Source organism: Mitsuaria sp. RG (genome assembly GCF_028369275.1).
Classification (GTDB): domain Bacteria; phylum Pseudomonadota; class Gammaproteobacteria; order Pseudomonadales; family Pseudomonadaceae; genus Aquipseudomonas; species Aquipseudomonas peradeniyensis.
The window spans coordinates 77,734-90,134 of sequence record NZ_JAQMYQ010000023.1 but is presented as its reverse complement, the minus strand read 5'-3'; the positions used below and the strand labels follow the sequence as shown (position 1 = coordinate 90,134).

The 12,401-nt window shown below is 64.8% G+C and carries 12 protein-coding genes; 6 read left to right on the top strand and 6 right to left on the bottom strand.

Going from position 1 to position 12,401, the window contains the following annotated elements; translation table 11 throughout:
• Window positions 1-143: 143 nt before the first annotated feature.
• Together POF53_RS14725 and orn are read right to left on the bottom strand one after the other, a co-directional pair.
• On the bottom strand, window positions 144-755 hold the full coding sequence (locus tag POF53_RS14725; protein WP_023630647.1) for a trimeric intracellular cation channel family protein: 612 nt from the start codon (window positions 753-755) through the stop codon (window positions 144-146).
• A gap of 92 nt (window positions 756-847) precedes the next feature.
• A complete protein-coding gene (gene orn, locus POF53_RS14720) occupies window positions 848-1,390 on the bottom strand; it encodes an oligoribonuclease (protein WP_203648190.1) in 543 nt (180 codons plus the stop codon).
• A gap of 109 nt (window positions 1,391-1,499) precedes the next feature.
• Here orn and rsgA point away from each other — a divergent pair, with 109 nt between their 5' ends.
• Complete coding sequence (gene rsgA / locus POF53_RS14715; protein WP_186733389.1) at window positions 1,500-2,531, top strand: small ribosomal subunit biogenesis GTPase RsgA; 1,032 nt, start codon at window positions 1,500-1,502, stop codon at window positions 2,529-2,531.
• A 146-nt stretch (window positions 2,532-2,677) separates the two neighbouring features.
• Window positions 2,678-3,157 (top strand): molecular chaperone Tir, encoded by a 480-nt coding sequence (locus POF53_RS14710; protein WP_254464101.1) that lies wholly within the window; start codon window positions 2,678-2,680, stop codon window positions 3,155-3,157.
• A 129-nt stretch (window positions 3,158-3,286) separates the two neighbouring features.
• On the opposite strand, the gene motB is transcribed toward POF53_RS14710, so the two are convergent.
• Together motB and motA are read right to left on the bottom strand one after the other, a co-directional pair.
• Window positions 3,287-4,303, bottom strand: coding sequence for a flagellar motor protein MotB (motB, locus tag POF53_RS14705; protein ID WP_254464100.1), 1,017 nt, complete (start codon window positions 4,301-4,303; stop codon window positions 3,287-3,289).
• A gap of 3 nt (window positions 4,304-4,306) precedes the next feature.
• Complete coding sequence (motA, locus tag POF53_RS14700; RefSeq protein WP_023630652.1) at window positions 4,307-5,158, bottom strand: flagellar motor stator protein MotA; 852 nt, start codon at window positions 5,156-5,158, stop codon at window positions 4,307-4,309.
• A gap of 148 nt (window positions 5,159-5,306) precedes the next feature.
• On the opposite strand from motA, the gene POF53_RS14695 reads away from it, so the two are divergent.
• From POF53_RS14695 to asd, 3 genes are read left to right on the top strand one after another with little or no spacing between them, the layout of a single operon-like run.
• Window positions 5,307-6,824, top strand: coding sequence for an HDOD domain-containing protein (locus POF53_RS14695; RefSeq protein ID WP_498968241.1), 1,518 nt, complete (start codon window positions 5,307-5,309; stop codon window positions 6,822-6,824).
• 44 nt (window positions 6,825-6,868) lie between these two features.
• Complete coding sequence (gene rhdA, locus POF53_RS14690) at window positions 6,869-7,678, top strand: thiosulfate sulfurtransferase (protein ID WP_498968239.1); 810 nt, start codon at window positions 6,869-6,871, stop codon at window positions 7,676-7,678.
• A gap of 9 nt (window positions 7,679-7,687) precedes the next feature.
• Complete coding sequence (asd, locus tag POF53_RS14685) at window positions 7,688-8,551, top strand: archaetidylserine decarboxylase (RefSeq protein ID WP_232856319.1); 864 nt, start codon at window positions 7,688-7,690, stop codon at window positions 8,549-8,551.
• A gap of 167 nt (window positions 8,552-8,718) precedes the next feature.
• Here the strand turns inward: asd and serB are convergent, their stop codons facing one another.
• On the bottom strand, window positions 8,719-9,933 hold the full coding sequence (gene serB / locus POF53_RS14680; RefSeq protein WP_203648197.1) for a phosphoserine phosphatase SerB: 1,215 nt from the start codon (window positions 9,931-9,933) through the stop codon (window positions 8,719-8,721).
• Between the two features lie 136 nt (window positions 9,934-10,069).
• On the opposite strand from serB, the gene POF53_RS14675 reads away from it, so the two are divergent.
• Window positions 10,070-11,521 (top strand): histidine kinase, encoded by a 1,452-nt coding sequence (locus POF53_RS14675; protein ID WP_203648198.1) that lies wholly within the window; start codon window positions 10,070-10,072, stop codon window positions 11,519-11,521.
• 189 nt (window positions 11,522-11,710) lie between these two features.
• On the opposite strand, the gene POF53_RS14670 is transcribed toward POF53_RS14675, so the two are convergent.
• Complete coding sequence (locus POF53_RS14670) at window positions 11,711-12,355, bottom strand: PqiC family protein (protein WP_498968236.1); 645 nt, start codon at window positions 12,353-12,355, stop codon at window positions 11,711-11,713.
• Window positions 12,356-12,401: the final 46 nt, after the last annotated feature.

The following is a 12,401-nucleotide window of genomic DNA, read 5'->3' as shown; positions in this document are numbered from 1 at the left end:
CGCGCACTTAGAAGCCGATCAAGATCAAGATCAACAGACATGAACCAACTATTGGACCACTGGCAGTGTAGTTAAGTTATAAGCTCCCGGCGACCAGCCGAATCCCACAGGGATAACCGAACCCCTCAAAGCCCAGCGCTAATTTACTGTTGATCGTTGTAATGAAACTTCGGCATCTCCCAATGAAACCGAATCGCCAACAACCGCACCAGAAAACCACCAAACAGTGTCAACAACATGGCCTGTTCCGCCGGAACTTTGAAGTAAACACACCCCAGGTAGAACCAGGCCGCCGCAAACGAAACACTGGCATACAGCTCACGCCGAAACACCAACGGAATATCGTTGCAGAAGATATCCCGCAGGATGCCACCAAACACCCCGGTGATTACCCCGCTGATCGAAGCGACCAGGAACCCCTGCCCCATTTCCAGAGCAGTCATGCAACCAATCAGGGTGAACGCCACAAGCCCCAGGGCGTCGAGCACCAGGAACAGCGACCGCAGGTGGCGCATCAAGGGCGCGATGAAGATGGTCAGCAGCGCCGCGAAACTGGTCAGCACCAGGTACTCCGGATGCTTCACCCAGGTCAGCGGGTAATGCCCGAGCAGCACGTCGCGCACCGAGCCGCCACCGAGCGCGGTAACGCAGGCGATCAGCACCACGCCGAACCAGTCCATGCCGCGACGGCCGGCGGACAGGGCGCCAGTCATGGCTTCGGCGGTGATGGCGATGAGGTAGAGCATCAGCAACATGGTGCAGGTCCGTGCGGGAAAGGCGCGCAGTCTACCCAGTCGCGCGGGGCACCAAAAGGGGGCGCGCCGCCGATCGTCGGCGCACGGCAAGGTCAGACCTTGATGAAGTGCTCGCGATAGTGGCGCAGCTCACCGATCGACTCGCGGATGTCATCCAGCGCCAGGTGGGTGCTGCCCTTCTTGAAGCTGTCGCGCACATCCGGCGCCCAGCGTGCGGCCAGCTCCTTGAGCGTGGAGACATCGAGGTTGCGATAGTGGAAGTAGTTTTCCAGTTCACGCATGTGGCGATAGAGAAAACGGCGGTCCTGGCAGATGCTGTTGCCACAGATCGGCGACTTGCCCTTCGGCACCCACTGCTCGAGGAAAGCTATGGTCTGCGCCTCGGCCTGCGCCATGCTCACCTTGCTCTCGCGCACACGCTGGGTCAGGCCCGAGGCGCCGTGGGTGCGGGTGTTCCACTCGTCCATGCGCGCCAGCACCTCATCGCTGTGATGAATGGCGATCACCGGGCCTTCGGCCAGGGTGTTCAGCTCGCTGTCGGTGACGATGGTGGCCATCTCGATGATGACGTCGTTGTCCGGATCCAGGCCGGTCATCTCCAGATCGATCCAGATCAGGTTCTGTGGGTTCTGCATGAAAAGGCTCCTCGAATAGCCCGTCATATTAGCCTAGCAGGGCGGCTCGTGGGCACGCCGTGCTAAACTGCCCGCCGTTTTCTTTCTGCCCCGCCGACACGGAACCCTCATGGCCAAACGCCAGCTCAACCGCCGCCAGAACTGGCGCATCGAAAAGATCCAGGGCGAGCGCGCCGCCCGCGCCGCCAAACGCGAGCAGCACGTGCTGCAGGAGCTGGAAGGTGGCGACCTGGGGCCTGAGCAGCTTGGCCTGGTGATCGCCCACTTCGGCGTGCAGGTCGAGGTCGAGGCCCAGGACGGCGAGGCCGCCGGCCAGGTCTTCCGCTGCCACCTGCGGGCCAACCTGCCGGCGTTGGTCACCGGCGACCGCGTGGTCTGGCGCGCCGGCAACCAGGGGATCGGCGTGATCGTCGCGCAGATGCCGCGCAGCACCGAGCTGTGCCGACCGAACAACCACGGCCAGCTCAAGCCGGTAGCGGCCAACGTCGACCTGATCGTCATCGTCTTCGCCCCGGCGCCCGAGCCGCACCCCAACCTGATCGACCGCTACCTGGTGGCCGCCGAGCATGCCGGCATCCGCCCGCTGCTGCTGCTGAACAAGGCCGATTTGATCAATGACGAGAACGGTCCGACCCTCCACGCGATGCTCGAGGTCTACCGTGGCCTGGGCTATCCGCTGCTGGAGGTCTCGGCCCACCACGGCGATGGCATGCAGCGCCTGCAGGAGACCCTCGACGGCCATATCAGCGTGTTCGTCGGTCAATCCGGTGTGGGCAAGTCCTCGCTGGTCAACAGCCTGCTGCCCGCCGCCGACACGCGCGTTGGCGACCTGTCGGAGTGGTCCGGCCAGGGTACCCATACCACCACCACGGCACGGCTGTACCACTTCCCCAACGGCGGTGACCTGATCGACTCGCCGGGCATCCGCGAGTTCGGCCTGATGCACGTCAGCCGCGACGACGTGGAGGATGGTTTCATCGAATTCCGCGAACTGATCGGCCACTGTCGCTTTCGCGACTGCAAGCATGATCGCGAGCCCGGTTGTGCCCTGCTCAAGGCGTTGGAGGACGGCAGCGTCACCCAGCAGCGGATGAACAGCTACCGCTCGATCATCGCCAGCCTGCCGGAAGACACCTACTGATTGGGCAGGTTTGCCTACCTAGACTGTAGGAAATATTACCGCGCTAGGTAGGACCGCTCCGGTTTCGCGGTCACCTATTGTCCCTACCCCTGCTTTCCCTGATCGTCATGACTTGTCGTCGGTATTGATCAGGGAGGGCAACAAGGATGCCGGTATTCATCAGTTACCGCCGGGATGAACGGCTCGATGCCTTCATCCTCAATGAACGCCTGCTGCTCGAAGGCATTCCCACCCAACTGGTGCCCTTCGACAGTGAAGGGCAAACCCTGGACGACCTGCATGGCGGCTTCTGCCAGCACATGGCCGATGCCACCCACTGGATCGGCGTGCTGTCCGAGCACACCGTCGACGACTGGTGGACGGCCTGGTTGCTGGGCGCTGCAGCCATGGCCAATCGCCGGGTGAGTTTCTATCACGCAGGTACCGGCGAGCTGCCGGAGTGCCTTGGCAGGTGGCCGGCAATGCGCGAGCGGGAGCATATCGAGCTGTTCGTGCGGGCCTACCATGACGAGCAGACCTTTGGCCGCGCCATGGCCTCGATGACCGGGCGCGGGAACCTGTCGGACAGGGACAACGCGGATTTCTTCCACGCAGACCTCAAGGCCAAGATCCGGCGGGGTTTCTGAATGCAGCCGGACAGGCTTGTGGGAGCAACTGTCTTGCACTGCCTGCGTTTGACTCATCGCGGGGCAAGCCCACTCCCACGCTGAACGTGATGCTGGCAATGAAAAAGGGCCGCGATGCGGCCCCTTCATTTACTGGTCCTTGGCCTCGTCCATCTTCAACACGCCATCCTCGAAGATGTTCAGCTTCTGGCGCAGCTCACGCGGCTGCATCGGCGCATCGCCCGGTGCCGGGGTGGCACCAGGTGCGGCGTCCGCAGGCGGCGTTGCAGTGGCCGGTGGAGCAGCCTCCGGCGTACCCTGCTCACCCTCGATATCGCGCTGGGCCTTCTTGGTCAGGACGATGATATCGATGCGGCGGTTTACCGGGTTGAACGGATTGGCCCGGTCGAACAGCGACGACGAGGCATAGCCGACCACCCGCGCCACCTGCTCATCCGGATAGCCGCCAGCAACCAGGGCACGACGCGCGGCGTTGGCGCGGTTGGCCGACAGTTCCCAGTTGCCGAAGTCGCCGGTGCCGGAATACGGCTTGGCGTCGGTGTGGCCACTGATGCTGATCTTGTTCGGCACCGCCTTGATGGTGTCGGCCATGGCCAGCAGGATGTCCTCGAAATACGGCTGCAACCGCGCGCTGCCGAGGTCGAACATCGGCCGGTTCTCGGCGTCCATGATCTGGATGCGCAGGCCGTCCTGGGTGATCTCGAACAGGATCTGGTCCTTGAACTTCTGCAACTGCGGGTTTTCCTCGACCTTGTTCTGCAGCTCCTGCAGCAGCAGCTCGAGACGCTCGCGCTCGACCTGCTCGGCCATGGTCTCGACCTGGTCCTTGTCCAGCTGGATGCTGGTGTCAGGCGTCGGCTCCGACTTGGTTTCCGGGTTGATGGTCTTTTCCGGCGCCAGTTGCGGCGAGCCGCCCAGGTCAATGATGTAGGGCGTGCCGCTCTCGGAGAAGCCAATCGGATCCTTGAAGTAACCGGCGATGGCGATCTTCTGCTCGGGCGTGGCCGTCGACAGCAGCCAGAGCACCAGGAAGAACGCCATCATCGCCGTGGCGAAGTCGGCGAAGGCGATTTTCCAGGCGCCGCCGTGATGGCCGTCGCCAAAGCGCTTGACGCGCTTGACGATGATGGGCTGATTGTTCTCCATGGCTTAGCGACCGCGTACTGCTTGTTCCAGCTCGGCAAAGCTCGGGCGGTGCGCCGGGTACAGCACCTTGCGACCGAACTCGACCGCCAGCGACGGCGGCATGCCGGAGGCCGAGGCCACCAGCGAGGCCTTGATCGCCTCGTAGACGTTCAGTTCCTCTTTCGCATCGTGGCGCAGGGCGTTGGCCAGCGGGCCGAAGAAGCCGTAGGCGGCGAGAATACCGAAGAAGGTACCGACCAGCGCCGCGCCCACGTGCAGGCCGATGGACTTCTGGTCGCCATCACCCAGCGAGGCCATGGTCACCACGATACCCAGTACCGCCGCGACGATACCGAAGCCGGGCATGCCGTCGGCGATGCCGGTCACCGCGTGGGACGGGTGCTCCAGCTCCTCCTTCATGCTCAGCAGCTCCATGTCGAACAGGCCTTCGAGCTCATGGGGCGCCATGTTGCCGGTGGACATGATCCGCAGGTAATCGCAGATGAACGCGGTCATGCGCTCATCACCCAGCACGGCCGGATACTTGGCGAAGATCGGGCTGGCCGCGGCGTCCTCGATGTCGCCCTCGATCGCCATCATGCCTTCACGACGGCTCTTGTTGAGGATCTCGTACACCAGGCCCAGCACCTCGAGGTAGAAGGTGTGGGTGAAGCGGGTGCCGAACATCTTCAGCGACTTCTTGATTACATGCATGGTCATGTAACCAGGGTTGGCCTGGAGGAACGCACCAAAGGCCGCGCCGCCGATGATCAGCACTTCGAACGGCTGGATCAGTGCCGCGATCTTGCCGTGGGAAAGCACGTAGCCGCCGAGCACGCTCGCGAATACGACGATGATGCCGATAATTTTAGCCATAAGTTGGAAGCACTTGCTGTCGTGGTCAGGGTAGGGAACGGAAGCTTGAAAACTCTTCTTCTACTTATCGGCAGAACTGCGCCAGACTATAGCCACTCATTGCGAAAAGCCAGTTCGGACTGATGTCAATATGCCAATTGAAACCAAGGTGCCAACTCAGGTCCCGACGAGCCTGGAGGGCTGGATAAAGCTGCTCGACGGGGTCCGCGTGCCGGTCCCGAAAGAGAGCCATGACCGCGTTCTGCAGGCCATCAACGACAGTCGCCGCTCCCTGCGCGACATAGCCGAACTGATGCAGGACAGCCCCGCGCTGGTGCTGTGCGTGATGCGCGAGGCCAACCATTCGGCCAATGCCAGCCAGGCCGAGCCAGCTGAAAGTCTGGAAATTGCCCTCAACCGCCTGGGCCTGGCCCGTATCAGCCAACTGCTGGCACGCTTGCCAGCGGTGCCCGGCGACGACATTCCACCGGTACTGCGCCAGTTCCTGCTGATCAGCCAGCATGCCACCCAGCAGGCCAATGGCCTGTTCGCCAGCCGCCTGGCACGGCTGTGGCAGGAGATCCACTGGGGCAGCCTGCTGTTCCTCTCGCCGCTGTGGCCCCTGGCCCTGGCCTACCCCAAGCTGCTCGACACCTGGGAACTGCGGGTGATCCACAAGGGCGAGGACGCTGCCGTGGTCGAGCGGGAGCTGTTCGGGGTGCGCCTGATGCAGCTGTGCCGAAGCCTGGCCGAACACTGGCGCCTGCCCGAATGGGTCATCCAGGGCTACCGCCTGCTGCTCGAAGAACGCGAGCAGCTCGCCCAGGTGCTGAACATCGCCCGCGAGCAGGACCCGCTGGTCCAGCAGCAGCGCCTGGACGACGAACCGGCCCTGCGCCGCTGGTTCAACCAGCCCCCTAACACCGTGCTGCTGGCCAACGGCCTGGCCCTGGCCGCCCAGGTCGGCTGGGACAACCCGCACCTGCTGCGCTGGCAACTGCTCACCGCGCTGTATCTGCAGACCACCCTGGACGATGTCCAGCAGCAGGTCCACCAACAGGCTGCGGCCAGTGCCCGCCATCACGCCCGGCATGCGCTTTTCCACCCGGCCGAGGCGCTGATCTGGCCCTGGCACCAGCGCCGGCCGCACCCGGACATGCTCACGCCGCCACCGCCCAGCACCGAGGACCTCGGCCGCTGGCGTGCGCTGTGCCAGGAACTGCTGGCCCAGCCCAGCCCGTTCAGCAACGCCGTGCACCTGGCCACCCAGGCCCGCGATGCCCTGCTGGCCTGTGGCATGCAGCGCATCATGCTGCTGAGCCTGGACAAGGCCACCGACTATCTGCGCGTGCAGCAGACCGCCGGCCTGCCGCGAGAGGCCGCCGCCATGGCGTTGCCCGTCGCGCAGAACAAATTGTTGCAAAAGTTGATGGCAAAAGCCGGCCAACTGCGCCTGACGCCCGACAACCATGGCCAGTTCAGCGCCCTGCTGCCGGCACCGCTACGCGCCTTCTTTCGCGGCGAGCACCTGTTGCTGCGCTCGCTGGCGGTGGGCGACCAGGTGCTGATGCTGGCGGTGGCCGACCAGGACGGCAAGCCACTGGCCGATGTCAGCGTGCAGGCGTTCGGCAAGACCGCGCAATGCGTTGAACGCGCCCTCGCCGTGTTTGCCACCCGCAATGCCTGACCCTTGCGCTACAATCGCCCCTCTTTCCACCCTGGAGAACGTGGATGACTGACTTTTCCGGCCTGCCCCTGGTGATCGAAGCCGAGGACCTGTTGCCGCGTCTGGATTCGCCGCGGCTGATCCTGGTCGACCTGACCAGCGCCAACCGCTATGGCAGCGGGCATATCCCCGGAGCCCGCTTCGTCGACCCGAAACGCACCCAGCTGGGCCAGCCCCCGGCCCCCGGCCTGCTGCCGGCCCGGGCCGACCTGGAAAAGCTGTTCGGTGAACTCGGCCACCGCCACGATGCGGTCTACGTGGTCTACGACGACGAGGGCGGCGGCTGGGCCGGGCGCTTCATCTGGCTGCTCGACGTCATCGGCCACAAGGGTTACCACTACCTGAACGGTGGCATCCAGGCCTGGCCGGCGGACAAGCTGTCCACCGAAACGCCCGAAGTCGCCGGCGGCCCGGTGAGTCTGCACCTGCATGGCGAACCCACCGCCACCCGCGAGTACCTGCAGAGCCGCCTGGGCGCCGCCGACCTGGTCATCTGGGACGCCCGCGGGCCACTGGAATACAGTGGCGAAAAGGTGCTGGCGGCTAAAGGCGGACACATTCCCGGCGCGGTCAACTTCGAGTGGACCGCCGGCATGGATCTCAACGACCACCTGCGCATCCGCAAGGACATCGCCGAAGTCCTGCAAAACCTGGGGATCACCCCCGACAAGGAAGTGATCACCCACTGCCAGACCCACCACCGCTCCGGTTTCACCTACCTCGTGGCCAAGGCCCTCGGCTATCCACGGGTAAAGGGCTATGCCGGTTCCTGGGGCGAATGGGGCAACCACCCCGACACGCCCGTCGAAGTTTAAGGACGCTCAATGAAATCCCGCTTGTTCATCATCAGCCAGTACCTGCTGCCGCACCACCTGCTGTCGCGGCTGGCCGGCTGCGTCGCCGAGTGCCGCGCGCGCTGGTTCAAGAACGCCTTCACCGCCTGGTTCGCCAAGCGCTACCAGGTGAACATGTCCGAGGCACTGGTCGAAGACCTCAGCGCCTACGAGCACTTCAACGCCTTCTTCACCCGCGCCCTCAAGCCCGGTGCCCGCCCGCTGGACGAAACCCCCGGCGCGATCCTCTGCCCAGCCGATGGCGCCGTCAGCCAGCTCGGCCCGATCGAGCACGGCCGCATCTTCCAGGCCAAGGGCCACGGCTACAGTGCCCTGGAGCTGCTGGGCGGCGATCCGGCCCTGGCCGCGCCGTTCATGGGCGGCGAATTCGCCACCATCTACCTGTCGCCCAAGGACTACCACCGCGTGCACATGCCGCTGGCCGGCACCCTGCGCGAGATGGTCTATGTGCCGGGTCGGCTGTTCTCGGTCAACCAGACCACCGCGGAAAACGTGCCTGAGCTGTTCGCCCGCAACGAGCGCGTGGTCTGCCTGTTCGACACCGAGCGCGGGCCGATGGCCGTGGTGCTGGTCGGCGCGATGATCGTTGCCTCGATCGAGACCGTCTGGGCCGGCCTGGTCACGCCGCCGAAGCGCGAGCTGAAGACCTTCCGCTACGACGAAGCCAGCCGTGCGCCGATCCATCTGGAAAAAGGTGCCGAACTGGGCCGCTTCAAGCTGGGCTCCACCGCCATCGTGCTGTTCGGGCCGGAGCAGGTGAAGTGGGCCGAGAGTCTGGGTGCGGGTTCTGCAGTGCGCATGGGTGAGCTGCTGGCGCAGCCGAACCAGGCCTGATCATCCGGTAAGCAAAAGGCCCTGCATGATGCAAATCATGCAGGGCCTTTTTATTGGGGCTGCGTTGCAGCCCTTCGCGGCACAAGGCCGCTCCTACAGGGTATTGCGGCTCTCTGTAGGAGCGGCCTTGTGCCGCGAAAGGGCCGCAACGCGGCCCCGGCTCAAGATCAACCGCGCGCTTCGCGATCGCGCACGCCCAGCAGGTACAGTACGCCATCCAGCCCCAGGGTCGAGATCGCCTGCTTGGCCGACTGACGCACCAGCGGCTTGGCGCGGAAGGCCACGCCCAGGCCGGCCAGGGACAGCATCGGCAGGTCGTTGGCGCCATCGCCAACAGCGATGGTCTGCTCGAGCTGCAGGCCTTCCTCGCTGGCCAGCTGCTGCAGCAATTCGGCCTTGCGCTGGGCATCGACGATCGGCTCGACGGCCACGCCGGTCACCTTGCCGTCGACCACCTCCAGTTCATTGGCGAACACGTAGTCGATGCCCAGGCGCGCCTGCACCTGCTTGGCAAAGTAGGTAAAGCCGCCAGAGAGGATGGCGGTCTTGTAGCCCAGGCGCTTGAGCTCGGCGAACAGGTGCTCGGCACCCTCGGTCAGGCGCAGCGAGGCGCCGATCTGGTCGAGCACACCCACGTCCAGGCCCTTGAGCAGCGCCATGCGCTCCTTGAAGCTGGCGCGAAAATCCAGCTCGCCACGCATGGCGCGCTCGGTGATCGCCGCCACCTGCTCGCCGACGCCAGCGGCCTTGGCCAGCTCGTCAATCACCTCGGCCTCGATCAGGGTCGAGTCCATGTCGAACACCGCCAGGCGGCGGTTGCGACGGAACAGGTCATCGCGCTGGAAGGCGATGTCGACGTTGAGTTCTTCGGACAACGCAAAGAAATCGGCGCGCAGGGCCTGGGCATCGCTGGCCTCGCCGCGCACGGAGATTTCCAGCGCGGACTTGCCCTTGTCGGTCGGGGCGTCCAGCGCCACGCGGGCGGACAGCCGCTCGATGCGCTCGATGGTCAGGCCATACTGGCTGATGATCGCGCTGACCCGCTGCAACTGCTGCGGGGTCACCCGGCGGCTGAGCAGGGTAACGATATGGCGCGCCTCGCCCTGGCTGTCGGCCCAGTGCTGGTAGTCGGCCTCGGAAATGGGGGTGTAGCGGGCCTGCAGGTCCAGTTCGTGAGCCTTGGACTGCACGCTCTGCAGCAGCGCGGTGGCCACTTCGTTGTCGGGGATGTCGACCAAGATGCCGAACGACAATGTGCCGTGCATGACCGCCAGGCCTATGTCGAGAATGTTCACACCGCCCTGGAGCAGGACGCCGGTGATGGCCGCAGTGAGACCTGGACGGTCTTCACCAGTGATGTTGATCAGGACGATTTCGCGCAAGACCGGGGCTCCAACTCGATGAAAAATGCGCATTCTACCGATTTTCCATGACCATCGGGCGCCAACGATACTTTGCCGACAAAACACGTATCGCTATACTGCGCAGCAACTTTCTCGCCATAAAGAGCCGAGCTCTGTGAACCGGCCCACGCCCGTAAAACCCGACAACTTCTTCCTGATGATCTACCGAGCCCTGAGCCAGCGCCGAATTCCACTGGCCCTGCGCATTGCCAGCCATAACATCTTCCTGGTGGCCCTGGCCCTGGTGATCTACGCCTGCGTGATGGGCCTGCAGTTCAAGCAGGCCATGCACGAGCAGGCCGATGCCGTCGGCCAGAGCCTGACCACCCAGACAGCCACCTCGGCCACCGAGCTGCTGGTGTCCAACGACATCCTCAGCCTCAACGTGCTGCTGGGCAACCTGGTGAAGAACCCGCTGGTGGCCCATGCGGCCATCTATAGCGTGGACAACCGCATCCTCGCCGAGGCCGGCCAGCGCCCGCGCAACAGCCTGCTGGGCGAAACCGAAGGGGTCTACCAGACCAAGATCACCTTCCAGGACGTCACGGCCGGCCAGTTGCGCATCAGCCTGGACATGAGCCAGTTCCAGCAGCCGATGCTGATCAGCCTGCAGAGCATGGGCATCCTCGCCGCGATCCTGCTGGCCCTGGCCCTGACCCTCAGCCTGCGCCTGGGCCGCTTCATCTCGACCCCGCTGCTGCAGCTGCGCGTCTGGTTGCGCGACCCGCACCCCTACACGCCGGGCACCGACCGCCAGGACGAGATTGGCGACCTGGCGCGCCAGCTGCACGCCCGCCTCGCCCCACCGCCGCCACCGGAGCCGGAGGAAGAAGACGAGGAAGACGATTTCGACGACGCGCCAGCTGCCAAGGTCGCTCCACGGGCGAAAGCGGCGGTACAGACTGTCGATCACGACGAGGACGACGACGCCTTCGCCGATCTGATGGATGAGCAAAGCGCCCCGGCCAAGCCTGTCATCGTCGAGTCCGACGAGCCGCAGTTCAGTGCCGTGCTGGCCGTGCAGCTGGGCTCCCAGGAGCAACTGCGCCGCCTGCCACGCACCCGCCTGACCGAATTGCTCGAACGCTACCGCGACTGCCTGGAGCAGGCCGCTTCGCTGTACGAAGGGGAAGTCCACACCCTGAATGACGGCAGCACCCTGCTGTTGTTCCACAGCCGCGATTGCGGCGAGGACTACCTGACCAACGCCATCTGCTGTGGCGAGCTGCTGCGCGCCCTGGGCCATGCCCTGCAGATCGAGGTGGCTGACAGCGGCATCACCCTGCAACTGCAACTGGGCCTGGTACTGGCCGACGACCTGCAAGGCATGGATCAGGTCGATCTGTTGATGACCGAGCAGGCCCAGGATGCCCTGGCCCTGTCGCAGCACAGCCGCAACCTGCTGCTGGTGGAACGCCGCATCAGCGATGACGCCCTGGTGCGCCAGCGTGCGCGTATTAGGCCGATCGCAAGCCCCGAGGGCGCCTGCTGCGTCGAGCGCCTGATGGAGCCTTACCCGTCGATGCTGGAACGCCAGCTGGCACGGATGCACGAGCGCCGCGCCTGAGAGTTCTCGCGATCCCTGTAGGAGCGGCCTCGTGCCGCGAAAGGGCTGCGTAGCAGCCCCAGGATCTCAGTGTTGATGCGAAGATTGTCGGGGCCGCTCTGCGGCCCTTTCGCGGCACTAGGCCGCTCCTACAGGTCATCGTGCACAAAAAAGCCCGCATCGCTGCGGGCTTTTTTGTGTCTGCGGATATCAGAAGCGGAACACTTCCATATCGGTACGAATCGGCGAAGCCATCGGGATCTTCGGCTTCTCCGGCTCTTTCTTCACCTGCACCGGGGCCGCCTGCTTGCGGGGCGTCTCCTCGGCGATGGCCGGCTGGTTGGCCAGTGGCTTGACTGCGCTGCTCAGCTGTTCGGCCAGCTTCTGCAGCAATTGCCCCTGGGCCTGGACCTGCGCCGACTCGGTGCCCGCATGGGGCTGCTCGAGGTGGACGATGCGGTTGTCACGCACCTGGCCCCGGCGGTCCAGCACGCGCCACTGGGCATCCAGGATCGCCGGCTGGTTCTTGCCCGAATCCAGGCGGGTGATCGACAGCAGCACCTGCACGTCCGGCGTGAAGCCGGCGCTTGCCGGCGCCAGCACCACGCGCTGGCTGTCCAGGCGCCAGGCCAGCTGGCGCACCAGCAACTGGTCGATATCCGACGAAAGGCTACCGGCCCAGCGGCCATCGGTGGCCGCTGTCAGGCTGCCGTCGGCCTGACGCTGGAGAAAGGTCTCGCGTTGCAGGTAGTCGGCCACCGATACCGGGCCGAGCACCACCGCCATGCCCGCCGCCTGGGTCGGCTGGCCGGGTTCACCACTGTCGAGCTGATACAGGGCAACCGGCTGATGCATGCTGCATCCGCTCAGGCCCAGCAAACCAGTCATCAGCAGCGCAAAT

What these genes read in the sequence shown, in the direction of transcription:
- POF53_RS14725 (WP_023630647.1), bottom strand. Translation starts at nt 755, where the DNA reads ATGTTGCTGATGCTCTACCTCATCGCCATCACCGCCGAAGCCATGACT.
- orn (WP_203648190.1), bottom strand. Translation starts at nt 1,390, where the DNA reads ATGCAGAACCCACAGAACCTGATCTGGATCGATCTGGAGATGACCGGC.
- rsgA (WP_186733389.1), top strand. Translation starts at nt 1,500, where the DNA reads ATGGCCAAACGCCAGCTCAACCGCCGCCAGAACTGGCGCATCGAAAAG.
- POF53_RS14710 (WP_254464101.1), top strand. Translation starts at nt 2,678, where the DNA reads ATGCCGGTATTCATCAGTTACCGCCGGGATGAACGGCTCGATGCCTTC.
- motB (WP_254464100.1), bottom strand. Translation starts at nt 4,303, where the DNA reads ATGGAGAACAATCAGCCCATCATCGTCAAGCGCGTCAAGCGCTTTGGC.
- motA (WP_023630652.1), bottom strand. Translation starts at nt 5,158, where the DNA reads ATGGCTAAAATTATCGGCATCATCGTCGTATTCGCGAGCGTGCTCGGC.
- rhdA (WP_498968239.1), top strand. Translation starts at nt 6,869, where the DNA reads ATGACTGACTTTTCCGGCCTGCCCCTGGTGATCGAAGCCGAGGACCTG.
- asd (WP_232856319.1), top strand. Translation starts at nt 7,688, where the DNA reads ATGAAATCCCGCTTGTTCATCATCAGCCAGTACCTGCTGCCGCACCAC.
- POF53_RS14670 (WP_498968236.1), bottom strand. Translation starts at nt 12,355, where the DNA reads ATGCATCAGCCGGTTGCCCTGTATCAGCTCGACAGTGGTGAACCCGGC.